This window comes from Blastococcus sp. TML/C7B, assembly GCF_016612845.1.
In the GTDB taxonomy this organism is placed as follows: domain Bacteria; phylum Actinomycetota; class Actinomycetes; order Mycobacteriales; family Geodermatophilaceae; genus Blastococcus.
On sequence record NZ_JAEOAA010000001.1, the window covers coordinates 1548621 to 1570377 of the forward strand.

At 70.0% G+C, this 21757-nt stretch carries 26 protein-coding genes and 3 pseudogenes; 26 read left to right on the forward strand and 3 right to left on the reverse strand.

Features of this window, described 5'->3' with window-relative positions; all coding sequences use genetic code 11:
• Positions 1-15: 15 nt before the first annotated feature.
• Entirely contained in the window at positions 16-3921 is a 3906-nt protein-coding gene (locus JKP76_RS07540; RefSeq protein ID WP_200490194.1) for a DNA-directed RNA polymerase subunit beta', read from the forward strand.
• A 166-nt stretch (positions 3922-4087) separates the two neighbouring features.
• Here JKP76_RS07540 and JKP76_RS07545 read toward each other — a convergent pair whose 3' ends face one another.
• From JKP76_RS07545 to JKP76_RS07555, 3 genes are all read right to left on the reverse strand, one after another.
• The gene (locus JKP76_RS07545; protein ID WP_200490195.1) at positions 4088-5134 is read right to left on the reverse strand and encodes an LLM class F420-dependent oxidoreductase; all 1047 of its coding nucleotides are present in this window, start codon (positions 5132-5134) and stop codon (positions 4088-4090) included.
• A 64-nt stretch (positions 5135-5198) separates the two neighbouring features.
• On the reverse strand, positions 5199-5414 hold the full coding sequence (locus JKP76_RS07550) for a hypothetical protein (RefSeq protein WP_200490196.1): 216 nt from the start codon (positions 5412-5414) through the stop codon (positions 5199-5201).
• A 57-nt stretch (positions 5415-5471) separates the two neighbouring features.
• The gene (locus JKP76_RS07555) at positions 5472-6434 is read right to left on the reverse strand and encodes a hypothetical protein (RefSeq protein ID WP_200490197.1); all 963 of its coding nucleotides are present in this window, start codon (positions 6432-6434) and stop codon (positions 5472-5474) included.
• A 603-nt stretch (positions 6435-7037) separates the two neighbouring features.
• Here JKP76_RS07555 and rpsL point away from each other — a divergent pair.
• The 25 genes and pseudogenes from rpsL to rplO all read left to right on the forward strand — a co-directional run bounded on the left by rpsL (position 7038) and on the right by rplO (position 21679).
• A complete protein-coding gene (rpsL, locus tag JKP76_RS07560; protein ID WP_200490198.1) occupies positions 7038-7412 on the forward strand; it encodes a 30S ribosomal protein S12 in 375 nt (124 codons plus the stop codon).
• Complete coding sequence (gene rpsG / locus JKP76_RS07565; RefSeq protein WP_200490199.1) at positions 7412-7882, forward strand: 30S ribosomal protein S7; 471 nt, start codon at positions 7412-7414, stop codon at positions 7880-7882. Before rpsL ends, rpsG begins: the two co-directional genes overlap by 1 nt.
• A 99-nt stretch (positions 7883-7981) precedes the next feature.
• Positions 7982-10081 (forward strand): elongation factor G, encoded by a 2100-nt coding sequence (gene fusA / locus JKP76_RS07570; RefSeq protein ID WP_200490200.1) that lies wholly within the window; start codon positions 7982-7984, stop codon positions 10079-10081.
• 92 nt (positions 10082-10173) lie between these two features.
• A complete protein-coding gene (gene tuf / locus JKP76_RS07575) occupies positions 10174-11367 on the forward strand; it encodes an elongation factor Tu (RefSeq protein ID WP_200490201.1) in 1194 nt (397 codons plus the stop codon).
• Positions 11368-11490: 123 nt separating this feature from the next.
• On the forward strand, positions 11491-11796 hold the full coding sequence (gene rpsJ / locus JKP76_RS07580; protein ID WP_014377994.1) for a 30S ribosomal protein S10: 306 nt from the start codon (positions 11491-11493) through the stop codon (positions 11794-11796).
• A 15-nt stretch (positions 11797-11811) separates the two neighbouring features.
• Positions 11812-12478, forward strand: a pseudogene (gene rplC, locus JKP76_RS07585) (50S ribosomal protein L3).
• Entirely contained in the window at positions 12475-13251 is a 777-nt protein-coding gene (rplD, locus tag JKP76_RS07590; RefSeq protein ID WP_200490202.1) for a 50S ribosomal protein L4, read from the forward strand. The pseudogene rplC and the gene rplD overlap by 4 nt, the downstream one beginning before the upstream one ends.
• Positions 13248-13550, forward strand: coding sequence for a 50S ribosomal protein L23 (gene rplW, locus JKP76_RS07595; RefSeq protein WP_091770151.1), 303 nt, complete (start codon positions 13248-13250; stop codon positions 13548-13550). The genes rplD and rplW overlap by 4 nt, the downstream gene beginning before the upstream one ends.
• A 71-nt stretch (positions 13551-13621) precedes the next feature.
• Positions 13622-14456: pseudogene (gene rplB / locus JKP76_RS07600) on the forward strand (50S ribosomal protein L2).
• A gap of 31 nt (positions 14457-14487) precedes the next feature.
• Complete coding sequence (gene rpsS, locus JKP76_RS07605; protein ID WP_029340037.1) at positions 14488-14769, forward strand: 30S ribosomal protein S19; 282 nt, start codon at positions 14488-14490, stop codon at positions 14767-14769.
• 20 nt (positions 14770-14789) lie between these two features.
• Positions 14790-15143, forward strand: a pseudogene (gene rplV / locus JKP76_RS07610) (50S ribosomal protein L22); the annotation flags it as partial.
• Between the two features lie 113 nt (positions 15144-15256).
• The gene (rpsC, locus tag JKP76_RS07615; protein ID WP_200490204.1) at positions 15257-16180 is read left to right on the forward strand and encodes a 30S ribosomal protein S3; all 924 of its coding nucleotides are present in this window, start codon (positions 15257-15259) and stop codon (positions 16178-16180) included.
• 3 nt (positions 16181-16183) lie between these two features.
• Positions 16184-16600 (forward strand): 50S ribosomal protein L16, encoded by a 417-nt coding sequence (rplP, locus tag JKP76_RS07620; RefSeq protein WP_104523783.1) that lies wholly within the window; start codon positions 16184-16186, stop codon positions 16598-16600.
• A complete protein-coding gene (gene rpmC, locus JKP76_RS07625) occupies positions 16600-16833 on the forward strand; it encodes a 50S ribosomal protein L29 (protein WP_097194642.1) in 234 nt (77 codons plus the stop codon). The genes rplP and rpmC overlap by 1 nt, the downstream gene beginning before the upstream one ends.
• Positions 16830-17120, forward strand: coding sequence for a 30S ribosomal protein S17 (gene rpsQ / locus JKP76_RS07630; RefSeq protein ID WP_200490205.1), 291 nt, complete (start codon positions 16830-16832; stop codon positions 17118-17120). The genes rpmC and rpsQ overlap by 4 nt, the downstream gene beginning before the upstream one ends.
• A gap of 205 nt (positions 17121-17325) precedes the next feature.
• Positions 17326-17694, forward strand: a complete 369-nt coding sequence (gene rplN / locus JKP76_RS07635) for a 50S ribosomal protein L14 (protein WP_091770139.1) — start codon at positions 17326-17328, stop codon at positions 17692-17694.
• A 35-nt stretch (positions 17695-17729) separates the two neighbouring features.
• Complete coding sequence (gene rplX, locus JKP76_RS07640; RefSeq protein WP_091982735.1) at positions 17730-18044, forward strand: 50S ribosomal protein L24; 315 nt, start codon at positions 17730-17732, stop codon at positions 18042-18044.
• Between the two features lie 32 nt (positions 18045-18076).
• The gene (gene rplE / locus JKP76_RS07645; protein ID WP_242471648.1) at positions 18077-18631 is read left to right on the forward strand and encodes a 50S ribosomal protein L5; all 555 of its coding nucleotides are present in this window, start codon (positions 18077-18079) and stop codon (positions 18629-18631) included.
• 19 nt (positions 18632-18650) lie between these two features.
• The gene (locus JKP76_RS07650) at positions 18651-18836 is read left to right on the forward strand and encodes a type Z 30S ribosomal protein S14 (RefSeq protein WP_040338541.1); all 186 of its coding nucleotides are present in this window, start codon (positions 18651-18653) and stop codon (positions 18834-18836) included.
• A 154-nt stretch (positions 18837-18990) separates the two neighbouring features.
• The gene (rpsH, locus tag JKP76_RS07655; protein WP_200490207.1) at positions 18991-19401 is read left to right on the forward strand and encodes a 30S ribosomal protein S8; all 411 of its coding nucleotides are present in this window, start codon (positions 18991-18993) and stop codon (positions 19399-19401) included.
• 14 nt (positions 19402-19415) lie between these two features.
• Positions 19416-19955, forward strand: a complete 540-nt coding sequence (gene rplF / locus JKP76_RS07660) for a 50S ribosomal protein L6 (protein WP_200490209.1) — start codon at positions 19416-19418, stop codon at positions 19953-19955.
• On the forward strand, positions 19955-20362 hold the full coding sequence (gene rplR / locus JKP76_RS07665; RefSeq protein ID WP_200490211.1) for a 50S ribosomal protein L18: 408 nt from the start codon (positions 19955-19957) through the stop codon (positions 20360-20362). Before rplF ends, rplR begins: the two co-directional genes overlap by 1 nt.
• A gap of 49 nt (positions 20363-20411) precedes the next feature.
• A complete protein-coding gene (gene rpsE / locus JKP76_RS07670; protein WP_200490213.1) occupies positions 20412-21041 on the forward strand; it encodes a 30S ribosomal protein S5 in 630 nt (209 codons plus the stop codon).
• Between the two features lies 1 nt (position 21042).
• Complete coding sequence (gene rpmD / locus JKP76_RS07675; RefSeq protein ID WP_200490215.1) at positions 21043-21222, forward strand: 50S ribosomal protein L30; 180 nt, start codon at positions 21043-21045, stop codon at positions 21220-21222.
• A gap of 19 nt (positions 21223-21241) precedes the next feature.
• Positions 21242-21679: a 50S ribosomal protein L15 gene (gene rplO / locus JKP76_RS07680; RefSeq protein WP_375335645.1), complete on the forward strand. Its 438-nt coding sequence runs from the start codon at positions 21242-21244 to the stop codon at positions 21677-21679.
• Positions 21680-21757: the final 78 nt, after the last annotated feature.

Genomic DNA, 21757 nt, shown 5'->3' on the forward strand with positions numbered 1-21757 from the left:
GAAAGGGGTCACACCTTGCTCGACGTCAACTTCTTCGACGAGCTCCGCATCGGGCTGGCCACCGGCGACGACATCCGCCAGTGGAGCCACGGTGAGGTAAAGAAGCCCGAGACCATCAACTACCGCACCCTCCGCCCGGAGAAGGACGGTCTCTTCTGCGAGAAGATCTTCGGTCCCACCCGGGACTGGGAGTGCTACTGCGGCAAGTACAAGCGCGTGCGCTTCAAGGGCATCATCTGCGAGCGCTGCGGCGTCGAGGTGACCCGCGCCAAGGTGCGCCGTGAGCGGATGGGCCACATCGAGCTGGCCGCCCCGGTCACCCACATCTGGTTCTTCAAGGGCGTGCCCTCGCGCCTGGGCTACCTGCTCGACCTGGCGCCCAAGGACCTCGAGAAGATCATCTACTTCGCGGCCTATATGATCACCTCGGTCGACGACGAGGCGCGGCACCGCGATCTCCCGACCATCGAGGCCGAGATCAGCGCCGAGAAGTCGAACCTGGAGGGCCAGCGCGACGCCAACGTCGAGGCCCGCCAGCAGAAGCTCGAGGCCGACCTGGCCGAGCTCGAGGCGGAGGGCGCCAAGTCCGACGTCCGCCGCAAGGTGCGCGAGGGCGGCGAGCGCGAGATGCGCCAGCTGCGCGACCGCTCCCAGCGGGAGATCGACCGCCTCGACGAGGTGATGGACACCTTCCGCAAGCTCGAGGTCAAGCAGCTCATCGCCGACGAGGGCCTCTACCGCGAGCTGCGCGACCGCTTCGGTGAGTACTTCGAGGGCGGCATGGGCGCCGCGGCGCTGCAGAAGCTGCTCGCCGGCTTCGACCTCGACGCCGAGGCCGCCTCGCTGCGCGAGACCATCCGCAGCGGCAAGGGCCAGCGCAAGCTGCGCGCGCTCAAGCGGCTCAAGGTCGTCGCGGCGTTCCAGCAGACCCGCAACTCGCCCATGGGCATGGTGCTGGACTGCGTCCCGGTCATCCCGCCGGACCTGCGCCCGATGGTGCAGCTCGACGGTGGCCGCTTCGCCACCAGCGACATGAACGACCTGTACCGCCGGGTGATCAACCGGAACAACCGGCTCAAGCGCCTGCTGGACCTCGGTGCCCCCGAGATCATCGTGAACAACGAGAAGCGGATGCTCCAGGAGTCCGTGGACGCGCTGTTCGACAACGGCCGTCGCGGCCGTCCGGTCACCGGCCCGGGCAACCGTCCGCTGAAGTCCCTGAGCGACCTGCTCAAGGGCAAGCAGGGCCGGTTCCGCCAGAACCTGCTCGGCAAGCGCGTCGACTACTCCGGCCGTTCGGTCATCGTCGTCGGCCCGCAGCTGAAGCTGCACCAGTGCGGCCTGCCCAAGCAGATGGCCCTGGAGCTCTTCAAGCCCTTCGTCATGAAGCGGCTGGTCGACCTCAACCACGCCCAGAACATCAAGTCCGCCAAGCGGATGGTCGAGCGTGCGCGCCCGGTCGTGTGGGACGTGCTGGAAGAGGTCATCACCGAGCACCCGGTGCTGCTCAACCGCGCACCCACGCTGCACCGCCTGGGCATCCAGGCCTTCGAGCCGCAGCTGGTCGAGGGCAAGGCCATCCAGATCCACCCGCTCGTCTGCACCGCGTTCAACGCGGACTTCGACGGTGACCAGATGGCCGTGCACCTGCCGCTGTCGGCCGAGGCGCAGGCCGAGGCCCGCATCCTCATGCTGTCCAGCAACAACATCCTGAGCCCGGCCGACGGTCGTCCGATCACCGCGCCGACCCAGGACATGGTGCTGGGCCTGTACCACGTCACCACCGTGGTGCCGAGCCGGCACGAGGCCGACGGCGGCCAGCCGGCGGCGTACTCGTCCGCGTCCGAGGCCCTCATGGCCTACGACAAGGGCGCGCTGGGCCTGCAGGAGCGCGCGCTGATCCGCCTCGACGAGGTGTTCGGCGTGGACAACGGCAAGGTCAACGAGGCCTGGGTGCAGCCCGAGGACTGGACGCCCGGCGCCCCCGCCGTCGTCGAGACCAGCCTGGGCCGCGTGCTGTTCAACGAGGCCCTGCCCGAGGACTACCGCTTTGTCAACTACCAGGTGCCGAAGAAGGAGCTCGGGGCGATCGTCAACGACCTCGCCGAGCGCTACCCCAAGGTGCAGGTGGCGGCGACGCTGGACGCCCTCAAGTCGGCCGGTTTCCGCTGGGCGACCCGCTCGGGCGTCACGATCGCCATCGACGACGTCGTGACCCCGCCGGCCAAGCGCGAGATCATGGACCGGCACGAGGCCGAGGCCGCCAAGATCGAGAAGCAGTACGAGCGCGGTGTCATCACTGACTCCGAGCGCCGTGGCGAGCTGATCGAGATCTGGACCCGCGCGCGGGCCGAGGTCTCCCAGGCGATGGTGGACAACTTCCCCACCACGAACCCGGTCTGGGTCATGGTCAACTCGGGCGCCCGAGGCAACATGATGCAGATCAGCCAGATCGCCGGTATGCGTGGTCTGGTCGCCAACCCGAAGGGCGAGATCATCCCGCGGCCGATCAAGGCCAACTTCCGGGAGGGTCTGTCCGTGCTGGAGTACTTCATCTCCACGCACGGCGCCCGCAAGGGCCTCGCGGACACCGCCCTGCGGACCGCCGACTCCGGGTACCTCACCCGTCGTCTGGTGGACGTCTCGCAGGACGTCATCATCCGCGAGGAGGACTGCGGCACCGAGCGCGGCGTCCTCATGCCGATCGGCACCGTGGTCGACGGCGTCGTCACCCGTGACGCGCACGTCGAGACCAGCGTCTACGCCCGCGCCCTGGCCGCCGACGTGGTGGCCGAGGACGGGACGGTCATCGCCCCGGCGAACGCCGACCTCGGTGACGTGCTCATCCAGACGCTGATCGACGCCGGTGTGGCCGAGGTCAAGGTGCGCTGCGTGCTCACCTGCGAGTCGCTGCTCGGCACCTGCGCGACCTGCTACGGCCGCTCGCTGGCCTCGGGCAAGCTCGTGGACGTCGGCGAGGCCGTCGGCATCATCGCCGCACAGTCCATCGGCGAGCCCGGCACGCAGCTGACGATGCGCACCTTCCACACCGGTGGTGTGGCCGGTGCCGACATCACGCACGGTCTGCCGCGTGTGGTCGAGCTCTTCGAGGCCCGTGTCCCCAAGGGCAAGGCGCCGATCGCGGAGCTCGCCGGCACCGTCCGGATCGAGGACAGCGAGCAGTTCCGCAAGCTGACCATCACCCCGGACGACGGCTCGGACGAGGTCGTCTACGAGAAGCTGTCGCGTCGCTCGCGGCTGCGGGTCGAGGACGGCTCGCACGTCGAGGTGGGCGAGCAGCTCACCGAGGGCGCCGTCGACCCGCACGAGGTGCTGCGGATCATGGGCCCGCGCGAGGTGCAGCTGCACCTGGTCCGCGAGGTCCAGGAGGTCTACCGCTCGCAGGGCGTGTCGATCCACGACAAGCACATCGAGGTGATCATCCGCCAGATGCTGAAGCGGGTGACCATCATCGACTCGGGCGCCACGGAGTTCCTGCCGGGTGCGCTGGTCGAGCGGACGCTGTTCGAGACCGAGAACCGCCGCGTCGTCGCCGAGGGCGGCGAGCCGGCCTCGGCCCGTCCGGTCCTCATGGGCATCACGAAGGCCTCGCTCGCGACCGAGTCGTGGCTGTCGGCCGCCTCCTTCCAGGAGACGACCAAGGTCCTCACCGACGCCGCGATCCAGGGCAAGAGCGACAGCCTGCTCGGGCTCAAGGAGAACGTGATCATCGGAAAGCTGATCCCGGCGGGTACGGGCATCAGCCGCTACCGGAACATCACGGTCGAGCCGACCGAGGAGGCGCGCGCCGCCGTCTACACCATGGCCGGCTACGACGACGGGCAGTACTACAGCCCGGACGTCTTCGGTCAGGGCACCGGCGAGGCCGTGCGTCTCGAGGAGTACGACTGGCGCCAGTGACGCCAGGTAGGCAGTGACGACAGGGCCCCCGGATCCGACCTCGGATCCGGGGGCCCTGTCGTCTGCCCGCGCTGGGATCAGGTGACCTGATCGTGGCGCGTCCTCCCTCGTGGTGGGCGGTGAGGGAGGACGCGCTACGAGGAGGGAGGACCGCCTGGGTGGTGGCTCAGCCGCTGATCTTCTTCATGGTCTCGACCGTCTTCAGCCGGCCGGCCGGGCTGCCGTCGAGGGGCTGCAGCATGAGCGTGGTGACGCCGGCCTCGGCGAACGCGGCGACCCGCTCCGCGACGTAGGACTCCGGGCCGATGAGGGACGTCGCCCGCACCAGCTCGTCGGGCACCTTGGCGGCGGCCTCGTCCTTCTTGCCGGTGAGGTACAGGTCCTGGATCTCCTTGGCCTCGGCCTCGAAGCCGTAGCGGACGGCGAGGTCGTTGTAGAAGTTCTTGCCCCGGGCGCCCATGCCACCGATGTAGAGGGCCAGGCCCGGGCGCACGCGGTCGAGCAGCTGCGCCTCGTCCAGGTCGTCGCCGATCGCGACCGGCACGCCGGTGACCACCTGCAGGTCGCCCAGCTCGGGGGCGCGCTTGGCCTTGCCGGCAGCCAGCGCGTCGCCCCAGACGGCCTGTGCGCGCTCGGGCATGAAGAAGATCGGCTCCCACGCCTCGGCGATCTCGGCGGCGAGCTCGACGTTCTTCGGACCGAGGGCGGCCAGCATCACCGGGATGCGCTCGCGCACGGGGGTGTTGATCAGCTTCAGCGGCTTGCCCAGCCCGGTGCCCTGGCCCTCCGCGAGCGGGATGTCGTACTTCTTGCCGTGGTGCTCGACGCGCTCGCGGCGCCACACCTTGCGGCAGATCTCGACGACCTCGCGGGTGCGCTGCAGGGGAGCGTCGTAGGGGACGCCGTGCCAGCCCTCGATGACCTGCGGGCCGGAGGCGCCCAGGCCCAGGGTGAAGCGCCCGTCGGAGACGAAGTCCAGGCCCGCCGCGGTCATCGCGGTGAGGGCCGGGGTGCGGCTGTACAGCGGGAAGATCGCGCTGAGCAGCTCGACGCGCTCGGTCACGGCGGCGAGGTAGCCGAGCTGGCTCACCGCGTCGAACGTGTAGACCTCGGCGACCGCGGCGACGTCGAGCCCGGCGGACTCCAGGTCGCGGATCTCGGCTGCTGTCTGCTTGAACCCACCGCTGTAACTGGCTTGGGTGCCGATGCGCACGTGCCCTCCTCAGGTGTCCGGGCCCGCGGCGGTGCGGCGCCCCTGGGGGCACGCTATCGGCCCGCTACAACGGCCGGACCACTCCGATGACCTGGGTCACCACCCGCACGCCGTCGACCTGGCCGGGAACCCGGGGGCCGGCGTCGGGATCGACGAGGTCCACGGTCACCACGTAGCCGTCGGGCCGCCGCGTCAGCCCGACCGCGGCGACGCCGGGGTCGTCGGCGAGGCGCGCGGTGAGGACGCGCTTCGCGGCGCGTGCGGTGGCGCGGTCGGTCATGCGCCCCATGGTGCCCCCACGCGGCGCGCCAGGACACCCGCGTGCCCCGCCGTCGGATCAGTCGTGCACCCACTCGGCGCCGAGGACCCGGAGCACGGTGGCGAGCGGGTTGGCGAAGGTGACCCCGGAGCCGCCCGGGCCGCCGGTCGTGCTCCCGGCGAACAGCAGCGCGAGCGGTGCGCGGTCCCGGCTGCGCCAGATCACCGAGCCGCTGTCGCCCCCGGCGCTGAAGGCCCCGGCCGCGCCCTGGATCTCCAGCTGGTCGTCGAAGCGGTGGACCACGCCGTCGTACTGCACCGCCACGGCGTCCACCTCCACCGCGGTCACCACACCGCGGGTGTGCCCCGTGGTCCGGCCGACCTTCTCCACCTGCTCGTCCGGTTCGACGTCCAGGCTGTCGGGCACGAGGGCGCCAAGCGCCCCGCCGGGGAGCTCGCCCGGCCGCGCCGCCACCCCGGCGTCCAGGAGGGCGACGGCGGCGTCGACAAGAATGGCCCGGCCGGCCACGAGCGGCTCCGCGGCCGCGAGCGAGCCGACCCGGTCGCCCGGGCCGCCGCCGTCGGACGGGCCGGGCTGCAGCACGGCGTCCCCGGGGGAGCCGGCACCGCTCGCCGCCAGCACGTGGTTGTTCGAGAGGACGGCCAGCCCGCCCGGGGTGCGCACGAAGCCGCCCAGGGTGCCGGCGGTGACCGCGGCGTGCGCCACGGAGAGGCCGGGCCGGAGCGGGCGCACGCGCTGCCGCAGCTCACCGGGTGCGGGGGAGGGCAGCGCGCGCACCGGACCGATCACCCGCACGTCCACCTCGGCCCCGGCAGTCCGGCCGAGGTCCGGCAGGAGGGCGCGGTCGCTGTCCCGCTGCAGCCGGACCGCCACCCGTCCGCCGGCGGCACCGGCAGGGGTGAGCCCGACCGCCACCCACGGCCAGGGGGCACCGGTGCGTTCCTCCACCGCGGCCGCCGAGGCCGACGGCAGCTGCGCGAGGATGCGGGCCTTAAGCTCGCGGGCGGAGTCGGCGTGCACGGGAACCCTCCGGGGTCGGGTGAGCGGGACGCACGGGACGCTAGGGGTGAGGTCCGACGAACCCGGGCGTTCCGCGGACCCGGCGCAGCGGGTCCGGCCCCGTCGGCACCGCGCAGCCGGTAGCGTGCCGATCGCCCCGTGGGAGCCGCCGCGATCGCCGCTGCGCCCCCCGGGGAAGAGGACGGGGCGACGTGCCGTTGCCCCGGATGCCACCCGCTCCGGTGGGTGGTGGTCGGCCATCGGCCGTGCATGTGAGGGACCCGGCTTTGACCGGTCCTCCGGGCGCGGGTATCGTGGTCAGCCGTGCCCAGGGTGCCCTGGGCCAGCTCCCGTTCGCGGTGCGCCTGGGCGACGTACGTTGGTCGCCTGGACCGCCTCCCGGCCCCCGGCCGGAGGGTGGCGGCGCCGAGTCGCGAGGGGCTACCGAGTTCGGTCCGACCGCGGACCGGTCCCGGATCGGGCGACACGCCCGACCGCGGGGGTCGGACAGCGGCCGGCGGCCGGGAACGGGTGGGTCACCGCAGGGCGGCCCGGCACCCAGCACGACAGCACGCACCACACTTCAGAGCACGACCCAGCGCAGGTAGGAGATCCAGGCCACCCATGCCCACGATCAACCAGCTGGTCCGCAAGGGCCGCGAGGACAAGGTCACCAAGACCAGCACTCCGGCGCTGAAGGGTTCGCCCCAGCGCCGCGGAGTCTGCACGCGCGTCTACACGACGACGCCGAAGAAGCCGAACTCGGCGCTGCGCAAGGTGGCCCGCGTGCGGCTCACCAGCGGGGTCGAGGTCACCGCCTACATCCCGGGCGTCGGCCACAACCTGCAGGAGCACTCGATGGTGCTCGTGCGCGGCGGCCGAGTGAAGGACCTGCCGGGCGTGCGCTACAAGATCATCCGCGGCTCGCTGGACACGCAGGCCGTCCGTGGCCGCAAGCAGGCCCGCAGCCGCTACGGCGCCAAGAAGGAGAAGAGCTAATGCCTCGCAAGGGCCCCGCGCCGAAGCGACCGCTGGTCATCGACCCGGTCTACCAGTCGCAGCTGGTCACCCAGCTGGTCAACAAGGTGCTCGTCGACGGCAAGCGCTCGATCGCCGAGGCGATCGTCTACGGCGCCCTCGAGGGTGCCCGCGCCAAGAACGACACCGACCCGGTCGTCACGCTCAAGCGCGCGCTGGACAACGTAAAGCCGAGCCTCGAGGTCCGCAGCCGCCGTGTCGGTGGCGCGACCTACCAGGTGCCGGTCGAGGTGCGCGCCTCGCGCAGCACCACCCTCGGTCTCCGCTGGCTGATCCAGTACAGCCGGGCCCGTCGCGAGAAGACGATGACCGAGCGCCTGATGAACGAGATCCTCGACGCCAGCAACGGCCTCGGCGCCGCTGTGAAGCGCCGCGAGGACACGCACAAGATGGCCGAGGCGAACAAGGCCTTCGCGCACTACCGCTGGTAACCACCGCACCAGCGCCCGCCGTCGGCGGGACTCCCGGGACGCGCTCACGAGGTCGTCGCCCCGGCACCCGCACACGGACCTGAACCACGAGGAGAAGAAATGGCCAGCAACGAGGCCCAGCTCCGCAAGACCCGCAACATCGGGATCATGGCGCACATCGACGCCGGCAAGACCACCACCACCGAGCGCATCCTCTTCTACACCGGTATCACGTACAAGATCGGTGAGGTCCACGACGGCGCGGCCACGATGGACTGGATGGAGCAGGAGCAGGAGCGCGGCATCACCATCACGTCCGCCGCGACGAAGTGCTCCTGGAACGGCCACGACATCAACATCATCGACACCCCCGGGCACGTCGACTTCACCGTCGAGGTGGAGCGCTCGCTCCGCGTGCTCGACGGTGCGGTCGCGGTCTACGACGGTGTCGCCGGCGTCGAGCCGCAGACCGAGCAGGTGTGGCGGCAGGCCGAGAAGTACGGCGTCCCGCGCATGTGCTTCGTCAACAAGCTCGACCGCACCGGCGCGGACTTCTTCCGCTGCGTCGACATGATGGTCGACCGCCTCGGCGCCAACCCGCTGGTGCTCCAGCTGCCGATCGGTGCCGAGTCGGACTTCATCGGCGTCGTCGACCTGGTCGAGATGCGCGCGCTCACCTGGCGCGGTGAGACCAAGATGGGCGAGGACTACGCCGTCGAGGAGATCCCCGCCGAGCTCGCCGACCAGGCCGCCGAGTACCGCGAGAAGCTGCTCGAGAACATCGCCGACTTCGACGACTCGCTGATGGAGGACTACCTCGGCGGCGAGGAGATCGCGGTCGACCGCCTCAAGGCGGCCATCCGCAAGGCCACCATCGGCGGCCAGGTCAACCCGGTCCTCACCGGCACCGCGTTCAAGAACAAGGGCGTGCAGCCCCTGCTCGACGCGGTGGTCGACTACCTGCCCAGCCCGCTGGACATCGAGGCGATCGTCGGCACCGCGCTGGACGGCGAGACCGAGGTCCTGCGCCACGCCGACGAGGACGAGCCGTTCTCCGCGCTGGCGTTCAAGATCCAGACCGACCAGCACCTGGGCAAGCTGACCTACGTCCGCGTGTACTCGGGCCGGCTCGACGCGGGGACCGCGGTGCTCAACAGCACCAAGGACCGCAAGGAGCGGATCGGCAAGATCTACCAGATGCACGCGAACAAGCGCGAGGAGCGCGAGGGCGTGGGCGCCGGCCAGATCGTGGCGGTCAACGGCCTCAAGCAGACGACGACGGGTGACACCCTCTGCGACCCGCAGAAGCCGGTCATCCTGGAGTCGATGAGCTTCCCCGCTCCGGTCATCTCGGTCGCCATCGAGCCGAAGACCAAGAGCGACCAGGAGAAGCTGGGCACGGCCATCCAGAAGCTGGCCGAGGAGGACCCGACCTTCCAGGTCAAGCTGGACGAGGAGACCGGTCAGACGGTCATCTCCGGCATGGGCGAGCTCCACCTGGAGATCCTCGTCGACCGCATGCGCCGCGAGTTCAACGTCGAGGCCAACGTCGGCAAGCCGCAGGTCGCCTACCGCGAGACGATCCGCAAGGGCGTCGAGCGCTACGACTACACGCACAAGAAGCAGACCGGTGGTTCCGGCCAGTTCGCGAAGGTGCAGATCGCCCTCGAGCCGCTCGAGATGAGCGCCGACTCGGCGACCTACGAGTTCGAGAACAAGGTCACCGGTGGTCGCATCCCGAAGGAGTACATCCCCTCGGTCGACCAGGGCATGCAGGACGCCATGCAGTACGGCGTGCTGGCCGGCTACCCGATGGTGGGCGTCAAGGCGCTGCTGCTGGATGGCCAGTACCACGAGGTCGACTCCTCGGAGATGGCCTTCAAGATCGCCGGTTCGATCGCCTTCAAGGAGGCGGCGCGCAAGGCCAGCCCGGCCCTGCTGGAGCCGCTGATGGCGGTCGAGGTGACCACGCCCGAGGACAACATGGGTGACGTCATCGGCGACCTCAACTCCCGCCGCGGCACCATCCAGGCGATGGAGGAGCGCTCCGGCGCCCGCGTCGTCCGGGCCCTGGTCCCGCTGTCGGAGATGTTCGGCTACGTGGGCGACCTGCGCAGCCGCACCCAGGGACGGGCGAGCTACTCGATGGTCTTCGACTCGTACGCCGAGGTCCCGGCCAACGTCGCCAAGGAGATCATCGCCAAGGCGACCGGCGAGTAACGGAATGCGGGCCGGCCGGCCCGCGCTCCCCCCAGCAACAGCCCCACCCCCAGAGCACGCACCACCTGCGTAACCACGAGGAGAGGAACCCAGTGGCCAAGGCCAAGTTCGAGCGGACCAAGCCGCACGTCAACATCGGCACCATCGGGCACATCGACCACGGGAAGACGACGCTCACCGCGGCGATCACCAAGGTCCTGCACGACAAGTACCCGGACCTCAACGAGGCGTCCGCCTTCGACCAGATCGACAAGGCGCCCGAGGAGAAGGCCCGCGGCATCACGATCTCGATCGCGCACGTCGAGTACCAGACGGAGAACCGTCACTACGCGCACGTCGACTGCCCCGGTCACGCCGACTACATCAAGAACATGATCACCGGCGCTGCCCAGATGGACGGCGCGATCCTGGTGGTCGCGGCGACCGACGGCCCGATGCCGCAGACCAAGGAGCACGTCCTCCTCGCCCGCCAGGTCGGCGTCCCCTACATCGTGGTGGCCCTGAACAAGGCCGACATGGTGGACGACGAGGAGATCCTGGAGCTCGTCGAGCTCGAGGTCCGCGAGCTCCTCAGCGAGTACGAGTTCCCGGGCGACGACGTCCCCGTGGTCCGCGTCTCGGCGCTGAAGGCCCTCGAGGGCGACGCCGAGTGGGGCGACAAGCTCATGGAGCTGATGAACGCCGTCGACACCGCGATCCCGGAGCCGGAGCGCGACATCGACAAGCCGTTCCTCATGCCCGTCGAGGACGTCTTCACCATCACCGGTCGTGGCACGGTCGTCACCGGCCGCGTCGAGCGTGGCATCGTCAAGGTCTCCGAGGAGATCGAGATCGTCGGCATCCGCGAGAACTCGACCAAGACCACGGTCACCGGCGTCGAGATGTTCCGCAAGCTGCTCGACCAGGGCCAGGCCGGTGACAACGTCGGTCTGCTCCTCCGCGGCATCAAGCGCGAGGACGTGGAGCGTGGCCAGGTCGTCGTGAAGCCCGGCTCGATCACCCCGCACACCAACTTCGAGGGCTCGGTCTACATCCTCTCGAAGGACGAGGGTGGCCGTCACACGCCGTTCTTCAACAACTACCGTCCCCAGTTCTACTTCCGGACGACGGACGTCACCGGTGTGGTCACCCTGCCCTCGGGCACGGAGATGGTCATGCCCGGCGACAACACCGAGATGACGGTGGAGCTCATCCAGCCCATCGCCATGGAGGAGGGCCTCAAGTTCGCCATCCGTGAGGGTGGTCGGACCGTGGGCGCCGGCCGGGTCACCAAGATCCTCAAGTAACACCCCCGGTGCGCGGCGGCCGGCAACCGGCCGCCGCGCACCACCCCGGGTCGCTTCGACCCAGCTCGGGTCAGCAGACCCACTCGAACTTTCACAACCGATCGGCAGGAGCAGAAGACAGCGATGGCGGGACAGAAGATCCGCATCCGGCTGAAGGCCTACGACCACGAGGCGATCGATGCCTCGGCGCGACGCATCGTGGAGACGGTCACCAAGACCGGAGCGCGAGTGGTCGGCCCGGTGCCGCTGCCGACGGAGAAGAACGTGTACGCGGTGATCCGTTCGCCGCACAAGTACAAGGACTCGTTCGAGCACTTCGAGATGCGCACGCACAAGCGGCTCATCGACATCCTCGACCCGACGCCGAAGACGGTGGACGCGCTCATGCGCATCGACCTGCCGGCCTCGGTCGACGTCAACATCCAGTAAGGGCAGTCAGCAGACATGGCGAGCACATTTCGTGGTCTCCTCGGCGAGAAGCTGGGGATGACCCAGGTCTTCGACGAGAACAACCGCCTCGTGCCGGTGACCGTCGTCAAGGCGGGCGCCCTGTGTGGTGACCCAGGTCCGCACCCCCGAGGTGGACGGCTACTCGGCCCTCCAGCTCGGGTTCGGCGAGATCGACCCGCGCAAGGTGAACCGTCCCGAGGGCGGGCACTTCACCAAGGCGGGCGTGACGCCGCGGCGGCACCTGGTGGAACTCCGCACGGCGGACGCCGGTGAGTACACGGTCGGCCAGGAGCTGACCACCGAGGTCTTCGACGGCGTGGCCAAGGTCGACGTCATCGGCACCAGCAAGGGCAAGGGCACCGCCGGTGTCATGAAGCGTCACGGCTTCAAGGGACTGGGCGCCGGGCACGGCGTGCAGCGCAAGCACCGGTCGCCGGGCTCCATCGGTGGCGCGTCGACCCCCGGTCGCGTGTTCAAGGGCCTGAAGATGGCCGGCCGCATGGGCCACGTGAAGACGACGACGCTGTCGCTGGTCGTGCACAAGGTGGACGCCGAGCGCGGTCTGCTGCTGATCAAGGGCGCCATCCCCGGCCCGAAGGGCGGGCTCGTGCTCGTTCGTTCGGCCGTCAAGGGCGGTCCCGTGGGGAGTGACACCAAGTGAGCCAGTCCATCGAGACGCGCACCGACCGCCAGGTCGACGTCCGCACGCCGGCCGGCGAGACCTCGGGCAGCGTCACGCTGCCCGGCGCCCTCTTCGACGCCGACGCCAACGTCTCCCTGATGCACCAGGTCGTCGTGGCGCAGCTCGCCGCGGCCCGCCAGGGCACCCACTCGACCAAGACCCGCGCCCAGGTCAGCGGCACCGGCGCCAAGCCGTACCGCCAGAAGGGCACCGGTCGGGCCCGTCAGGGTTCGCTGCGCGCGCCGCAGTTCTCCGGTGGTGGCATCGCCCACGGCCCCGTGCCGCGCGACTACACCAAGAAGACGCCCAAGAAGATGAAGGCCGCCGCTCTCCGCGGTGCCCTCTCCGACCGGGCGCGCGAGGGCCGGGTCCACGTCGTGTCGGCGTTCGTCGACGGCGACGCCCCGAAGACCAAGGCCGCCATGGCGACGCTCAACGCGATCACCTCGGCCAAGAAGGTCCTCGTCGTGCTCGACCACGACGACGTCCTCAACTGGGTGAGCCTGCGCAACCTGCCGCAGGTGCACCTCATCGAGGCCGGCCAGCTGAACACCTATGACGTGCTCGTCGCCGACGAGGTGGTCTTCACCGAGACCGCCCTGGCCGAGTACGTCGCCGGGCCCACCAAGGGGAAGCGCTCCGGCGCCGACCTGCCCGACCTCGCCACCCGCGAGATCCCCGGTGGCGTCCCGTCCATCGCCCCCGCCGCCGGCGCGGGCACCGTCGAAGAGACCACCGAGGAGAAGGCATGAGCGTCCGCGACCCCCGGGACGTCCTGCTCTCCCCGGTCATCTCCGAGAAGAGCTACGGGCTGCTCGACAGCAACCAGTACACGTTCATCGTGCTGCCCGAGGCCAACAAGACGCAGATCAAGATCGCGGTCGAGCAGATCTTCAACGTGAAGGTCCTGGGCGTGAACACGATCAACCGTCAGGGCAAGCGCAAGCGCAGCCGTGGCACGCAGATGGGGAAGCGCAAGGACACCAAGCGCGCCATCGTCTCCGTCGCTCCCGGTGACCGCATCGAGATCTTCGGGGGACCGGGCGCCTGAGGTAGGCGACCCGCCCACCCCACCACCCCGGCCCTCACGGACCAGAGATAGAGACAGGGACTGAGTCAGCAATGGCTATCCGTAAGTACAAGCCGACGACGCCGGGCCGCCGCGGCTCCAGCGTCGCCGACTTCGCCGAGGTCACCCGCGACCATCCCGAGAAGTCGCTGGTCCGGCCGCTGCACGGCCGCGGTGGACGCAACGTCCACGGCAAGGTCACCGCGCGCCACCAGGGTGGTGGGCACAAGCGCGCCTACCGGCTGATCGACTTCCGCCGGGCGGACAAGGACGGCGTGCCCGCCAAGGTCGCGCACATCGAGTACGACCCGAACCGCACGTCTCGCATCGCGCTGCTGCACTTCGCGGACGGCGAGAAGCGCTACATCATCGCGCCGGCGAAGCTCAAGCAGGGCGACACGGTCGAGTGCGGCCCCGCGGCCGACATCAAGCCGGGCAACAACCTGCCGCTGCGGAACATCCCGGTCGGCACGGTGGTTCACGCCATCGAGCTCCGCCCCGGTGGCGGCGCGAAGATCGCCCGGTCGGCGGGTACCAGCGTCCAGCTGGTCGCCCGTGAGGGCCGGTTCGCCCAGCTGCGCATGCCGTCGGGCGAGATCCGCAACGTCGACGTGCGCTGCCGCGCCACCGTCGGCGAGGTGGGCAACGCCGAGCAGTCGAACATCAACTGGGGCAAGGCCGGCCGCATGCGGTGGAAGGGCAAGCGCCCGACCGTCCGCGGTGTCGCCATGAACCCGGTGGACCACCCGCACGGTGGTGGTGAGGGCAAGACCTCCGGTGGTCGTCACCCGGTGAACCCCAAGGGCAAGCCGGAGGGCCGCACGCGCAAGCGCAAGGCCAGTGACGTCCCTGATCGTGCGCCGCCGGCGCGCCAACAAGAAGCGCTGAGCCCGGGTAACCGGCGGTAAAGGAGAGCCGAATGCCTCGCAGTCTGAAGAAGGGCCCGTTCGTCGACGACCACCTCCTCAAGAAGGTGGACGCGCAGAACGAGAAGGGCACCAAGAACGTGATCCGTACCTGGTCACGCCGCTCGACGATCATCCCCGACATGCTGGGTCACACCCTCGCGGTGCACGACGGCCGCAAGCACGTCCCGGTGTTCGTGACCGAGGCGATGGTCGGGCACAAGCTCGGCGAGTTCGCCCCCACGCGCACGTTCCGTGGGCACATCAAGGACGACCGCCGCTCGCGGCGGGGCTGACCAGGTAGAGAGAGATTCAGATGACTTCCCAGTTGGGACAGGAGGCGCCGGTCGCCCGGGCTACGGCCCGGTTCGTCCGCGTGACCCCCATGAAGGCCCGGCGGGTGGTGGACATGGTCCGCTACCTGCCCACCGACGAGGCGCTGGCGCTGCTGCGCTACGCCCCGCAGAGCGCCAGTGAGACGGTGGCCAAGGTGGTCGCCAGCGCCGTGGCCAACGCGGAGCACAACCTGCAGCTCGACCCGGCCGCGCTGGTCGTCAGCGCCGCCTACGTCGACGAGGGCCCGACGCTCAAGCGGATCCGTCCGCGTGCGCAGGGCCGGGCGTTCCGCATCAACAAGCGGACCAGCCACATCACCATCGAGGTGAGCGAGGTCGCGACCAGCGCCGAGCTGGCCCAGAAGTCGCGCAAGGCCCGCCGGGAGACCGGCATGGTCGGCCCGGCGACCCAGCAGTCCGGCAGCAACACGAGGGGAGGGACCCGCTAGTGGGTCAGAAGGTCAACCCGCACGGGTTCCGACTCGGGATCACCACCGACTACAAGTCCCGGTGGTACGCGGACAAGCTGTACAAGGACTACGTCAAGGAAGACGTCGCGATCCGCAAGCTCATGTCCAAGGGCATGGAGCGGGCCGGCATCTCCAAGGTGGAGATCGAGCGCACCCGTGACCGGGTCCGCGTCGACATCCACACCGCCCGCCCGGGCATCGTCATCGGCCGCCGCGGCGCCGAGGCCGACCGCATCCGCGGCGAGCTCGAGAAGCTCACCGGCAAGCAGGTGCAGCTGAACATCCTCGAGGTCAAGAACCCCGAGTCGGACGCGCAGCTGGTCGCCCAGGGCGTCGCCGAGCAGCTCTCCAGCCGGGTCAGCTTCCGCCGCGCCATGCGCAAGGCGATGCAGTCGGCGCAGCGCAGCCCGCAGGTCAAGGGCATCCGCGTGCAGTGCTCGGGTCGCCTCGGCGGCACCGAGATGAGCCGCTCGGAGTTCTACCGCGAGGGTCGCGTCCCGCTGCACACGCTGCGCGCGAACATCGACTACGGCATCTACGAGGCCCGCACCACCTTCGGCCGCATCGGCGTCAAGGTGTGGATCTACAAGGGTGACGTCAGCGGCTCGCGTGCCGAGCGCGAGGCCCTCGAGGCCCTCGCCGCCCGTCAGGGCCAGCGCCGCGAGCGCCCCCAGCGCCCGCGCCGCTCGGGTTCCTCGGGCACCACCGCCGGTGGCACCGAGGCCGGCCGCGCCGCGGTGGAGTCCTCGACCGGGCCCGCCCCCGAGACCACCGAGAGCACCGTCGCCGTCACCTCCGGGGACGTCGCTCCGGAGACGACCGTCGCCGAGGTCGCCGGCCCGGAGGCCACCGCTGCCGCCGAGACCACCGCGGCCCAGGCGACCGAGAACACGGAGAGCTGAGCCATGCTCATCCCACGGCGCGTCAAGCACCGCAAGCAGCACCACCCGAGCCGTTCCGGCCGGGCCAAGGGCGGCACCGAGATCAACTTCGGTGAGTTCGCGATCCAGGCTCTCGAGCCGGCCTACGTGACCAACCGCCAGATCGAGTCCGCGCGTATCGCGATGACCCGGCACATCAAGCGTGGCGGAAAGGTGTGGATCTCGATCTACCCGGACCGTCCGCTGACCAAGAAGCCCGCCGAGACCCGCATGGGTTCCGGTAAGGGTTCGCCCGAGTGGTGGGTGGCCAACGTCAAGCCCGGCCGCGTCCTGTTCGAGCTGTCCGGTGTCGCCGAGCCCGTGGCCCGCGAGGCCATGCGGCGCGCGATCCACAAGCTGCCGATGAAGTGCCGCTTCATCACGCGAGAAGGAGAAGTGTGATGGCCGCCGGTCTGACCGCTCCCGAGCTGCGCGAGCTCTCCGCCGACGAGCTCGCCTCGCGGCTGCGTGAGTCGAAGGAAGAACTGTTCAACCTGCGGTTCCAGGTGGCCACCGGCCAGCTGGACAACAACCGGCGACTGCAGACCGTCCGCCGCGACATCGCCCGGATCTACACGATCATGCGCGAGCGCGAGCTGGGTCTCTCGGTCGCCCCGAACGAGGGTGTGGCATGAGCGAGACCCAGGGAGCGTCGGGCCCCGGCCTGGCCGGCCGCGGCTACCGCAAGGTCCGTGAGGGCCTGGTGGTCAGCGACAAGATGGAGAAGACCATCGTCGTCGAGGTGGAGGACCGCGTGAAGCACGCCCTCTACGGCAAGGTCATCCGCCGCACGAACAAGCTCAAGGTCCACGACGAGCAGGGCCTCGCCGGCATCGGCGACCGCGTGCAGATCATGGAGACCCGGCCGCTGTCGGCCACCAAGCGGTGGCGCGTCGTCCAGGTCATCGAGAAGGCCAAGTAAGAGGCGGCCCCCCGGGGCCGCAGCGGGTAGGAGTACCCTGGACCATCGGCGCGCATCTCACCGCTCTGCGGCTCGCGCGCCGCATCCCGGTACCCGTGGTTCGGACGCACCGGTGGCTCGCGCCGCCGGTGCGTCCGCACGCGGTATCGGACAGCCGGTTCACCGTCTCGGCCCGGCTGTCACCACAAGTGTTTGGGAGTAGCACGTGATCCAGCAGGAGTCGCGACTGCGCGTCGCCGACAACACCGGTGCGAAGGAGATCCTCTGCATCCGGGTGCTCGGCGGCTCGGGGCGACGCTACGCGGGCATCGGCGACATCATCGTCGCCACCGTGAAGGACGCGCTGCCGGGTGCCGGTGTGAAGAAGGGTGACGTCGTCAAGGCCGTCATCGTCCGCACCGTGAAGGAGCGCCGTCGTCCGGACGGTTCCTACATCCGGTTCGACGAGAACGCCGCGGTCATCATCCGCGACAGCGGCGACCCGCGCGGAACCCGCATCTTCGGGCCCGTGGGCCGGGAGCTGCGCGACAAGCGCTTCATGCGGATCATCTCGCTCGCCCCGGAGGTGCTGTGATCATGGCTGCCATCAACAACGGCAAGACGCCGTCGATGAAGGTGAAGAAGGGCGACACCGTCCTGGTCCTCGCGGGCCGGGACAAGGGTGCCAAGGGCCGCGTCATCGCCGCCTACCCCAAGCTCCAGAAGGTCCTGGTCGAGGGCGTGGGGCGGGTCAAGAAGCACACCCGCATCAGCTCCAACCAGCGCGGCGCCCAGCAGGGCGGGATCGTCACGCAGGAGGCTCCCATCCACGTGAGCAACGTGATGGTGATCGACTCCGAGGACAAGCCGACCCGGGTCGGTTACCGCAAGGACGAGGAAGGCCGCAACATCCGGGTCTCGCGGCGCACCGGTAAGGACCTCTGAACATGAGCGCACCCAGCCGCGAGCTGCCCCGCATGCTCGCCAACTACCGCGAGAACATCGCCCCGACGCTCCAGAGCGAGTTCGGCTACGACAACGTCATGCAGATCCCGCGCCTGACGAAGATCGTCGTCAACATGGGCGTCGGCGAGGCCACCCGCGACGCCAAGCTGATGGACGGCGCGGTCCGCGACCTCACCGCCATCACCGGCCAGAAGCCGGCCGTCGTCCGGGCCCGCAAGTCCATCGCCCAGTTCAAGCTGCGCGAGGGCATGCCGATCGGCGCGAAGGTCACCCTCCGCGGCGACCGCATGTGGGAGTTCCTCGACCGCCTGCTCTCGCTCGCCCTGCCCCGCATCCGTGACTTCCGCGGCCTGAACGCCAAGCAGTTCGACGGCCACGGCAACTACACGTTCGGGCTGAACGAGCAGTCCATGTTCCGCGAGATCGACGTCGACAAGATCGACCGCCCGCGCGGCATGGACATCACGCTCGTCACCACCGCCACGACCGACGAGGAGGGCCGCGAGCTGCTCCGCCAGCTCGGCTTCCCCTTCGCCGGCCAGCCCGTCGTCACGACCGTCCGCTGAGTCGGGCAGGAGAGAAGCAATGGCCAAGAAGGCGCTGATCAACAAGGCGGCCCGCAAGCCCAAGTTCGCGGTCCGTGGCTACACCCGCTGCCAGCGGTGCGGTCGTCCGCACGCGGTCTTCCGCAAGTTCGGCCTCTGCCGGATCTGCCTGCGGGAGATGGCGCACGCCGGGGAGCTCCCGGGCGTGAAGAAGTCCAGCTGGTGACCTGCTCCACCCCCGCCCGCCGCTAGCCGGCAGGCCGCACCACCGGCCCACCCGGGCCAGACAACCCAGGCACCACCGATCGCCGAAAGGCCCACGCGCCAAGTCATCGCGACCCGGCGCATGAGGAACCGCGGCGAGAGAGGCACCACACGTCATGACCATGACCGACCCGATCGCGGACATGCTGACGCGTCTGCGGAACGCCAACCAGGCGTACCACGACAGCGCGGCCATGCCGTCGTCGAAGCTGAAGACGCACATCGCGGAGATCCTCCAGCAGGAGGGCTACATCGCCGGCTGGCGCGTCGACGACGTCGAGAAGGACGGCAGCACCTTCAAGCAGCTCGTCGTCGACCTGAAGTACGGCCCGAACCGCGAGCGCAGCATCGCCGGTGTCCGTCGCGTCTCGAAGCCGGGGCTCCGCGTCTACGCGAAGTCGACCGCGCTGCCCAAGGTGCTCGGCGGCCTGGGCGTGGCGATCATCTCCACGTCCACCGGGCTGCTCACCGACAAGCAGGCGAACAAGAAGGGCGTGGGTGGGGAAGTCCTCGCCTACGTCTGGTAAGGGAGCGAGCGAAGATGTCACGGATCGGACGACTCCCGATCGCCGTGCCCGGTGGCGTGGACGTCGCCATCGACGGTCAGACGGTCAGCGTGAAGGGGCCCAAGGGCGAACTCCGCCACACGGTCGCCGCGCCGATCACCGTCGAGCGCGACGAGGACGGCACGCTGCGGGTGCAGCGCCCCAACGACGAGCGGCAGAACCGCGCCCTGCACGGGCTCTCGCGGACGCTCATCGCCAACATGATCACCGGCGTCACCGAGGGCTACACGAAGACCCTCGAGATCGTCGGCGTCGGCTACCGCGTCCAGGCGCGCGGCTCGGACCTCGAGTTCGCCCTGGGCTTCAGCCACCCGGTGCCGGTCAAGGCACCGGACGGCATCACCTTCGCCGTCGAGACCCCGACCCGCCTGCGGGTCAGCGGTATCGACAAGCAGCTCGTCGGTGAGGTCGCAGCCAAGATCCGCAAGATCCGCAAGCCCGACCCGTACAAGGGCAAGGGCGTGCGGTACCAGGGCGAGGTCGTCAAGCGCAAGGTCGGGAAGACGGGTAAGTGATGGCTCAGGCAGAGAAGGCCGCTCGGGTCCACAAGCCCGTCGGAACCGACGTCAGCACGGCGCGCCGCGTCTCGCGGCTGCGTCGCCACAACCGGCTGCGCAAGCGCGTCTCCGGCACCGCCGAGCGTCCGCGCCTGGTGGTCAAGCGCAGCTCGCGCCACATCCACGTGCAGGTGGTCGACGACACCGTCGGCCGCACGCTGGTCAGCGCCTCCACGATGGACGCCGGCCTGCGCGGTGCCGAGGGCGACAAGTCCGCCCTGGCCCGTCAGGTGGGCGCCCTGGTGGCGGAGCGGGCGAAGACCGCGGGCATCACGGCGGTCGTCTTCGACCGCGGTGGCAACCGGTACGCCGGGCGGATCGCCGCCCTGGCCGAGGGTGCCCGCGAGGGTGGGCTGGACTTCTGATGACCACCCACACCAGCAGCACGAGCGAGCAGATCGAGAGGGACGTCTGATGCCAGGACCACAGCGACGCGGCGGCGGCGCCGGCGGTGCCGGCGGTGCCGGTGGCAACGACCGCCGTGACCGTCGTGACGGCGGCCGGGGCCCCGGTGGCGCGCCCGCCGAGAAGAGCAACTACATCGAGCGCGTGGTCGCCATCAACCGCGTGTCCAAGGTCGTCAAGGGTGGTCGGCGCTTCAGCTTCACCGCCCTGGTGATCGTGGGCGACGGTGACGGCACCGTGGGCGTCGGCTACGGCAAGGCCAAGGAGGTGCCCGCGGCGATCGCCAAGGGCGTCGAGGAGGCCAAGAAGCACTTCTACAAGGTGCCTCGCATCGCCAGCACCATCCCGCACCCCGTGCAGGGTGAGGCGGCGGCCGGCGTCGTGCTGCTCAAGCCGGCCAGCCCCGGTACCGGTGTCATCGCCGGTGGTCCGGTGCGCGCCGTCCTCGAGTGCGCCGGCATCCACGACGTGCTCTCCAAGAGCCTCGGGTCCTCGAACCCGATCAACATCGTGCACGCCACGATGCAGGCGCTGAAGGACCTCGTCCGTCCCGAGGAGATCGCGGCCCGCCGCGGTCTGCCGCTGGAGGACGTCGCCCCGGCGGCCATGCTCCGTGCCCGTGCGGGCCAGGGAGTCTGAGATGGCGCAGCTGAAGGTCACCCAGATCAAGTCGTCGATCGGTACCAAGCCGAACCAGCGCCAGACGCTGCGTTCGCTGGGGCTCAAGCGGATCCACGACTCGGTCGTCCAGGAGGACCGTCCCGAGATCCGCGGGATGGTCGCGACGGTGCCGCACCTGGTCACCGTCGAAGAGGTCTGAGGAAAGACTCGCTATGACTCTGAAGGTCCACCACCTGCGTCCGGCCCCGGGCGCCCACACCGCCAAGACCCGCGTGGGTCGCGGTGAGGGCTCCAAGGGCAAGACGGCCGGTCGCGGCACCAAGGGCACCGGGGCGCGCGGCAACACCTCCGCCCGGTTCGAGGGTGGGCAGACCCCGCTGCACATGCGGCTGCCCAAGCTCTCGGGCTTCAAGTCCCCGAACAAGGTCGTCTTCCAGGTCGTCAACCTCGACCGGATCGCGGCGCTGTTCCCGCAGGGTGGCCCGGTCACCCCGGAGACCCTCGCCGAGGTGGGTGCGGTCCGCCGCAACCAGCCGGTGAAGGTCCTCGGCACCGGCGAGCTCGGCGGTGTCAAGGTCGACGTCCAGGCCCACGCCTTCTCCTCGGCCGCGGCCGAGAAGATCGGCGCGGCCGGGGGCAGCACCACCCGCATCTGACCGGTCCCCGGCACCCGCCGCGAGTGCGCTCGCGGCGGGTCCTGCCGGGTGCCACCATTCGGCCCGCCCCTGCACCAG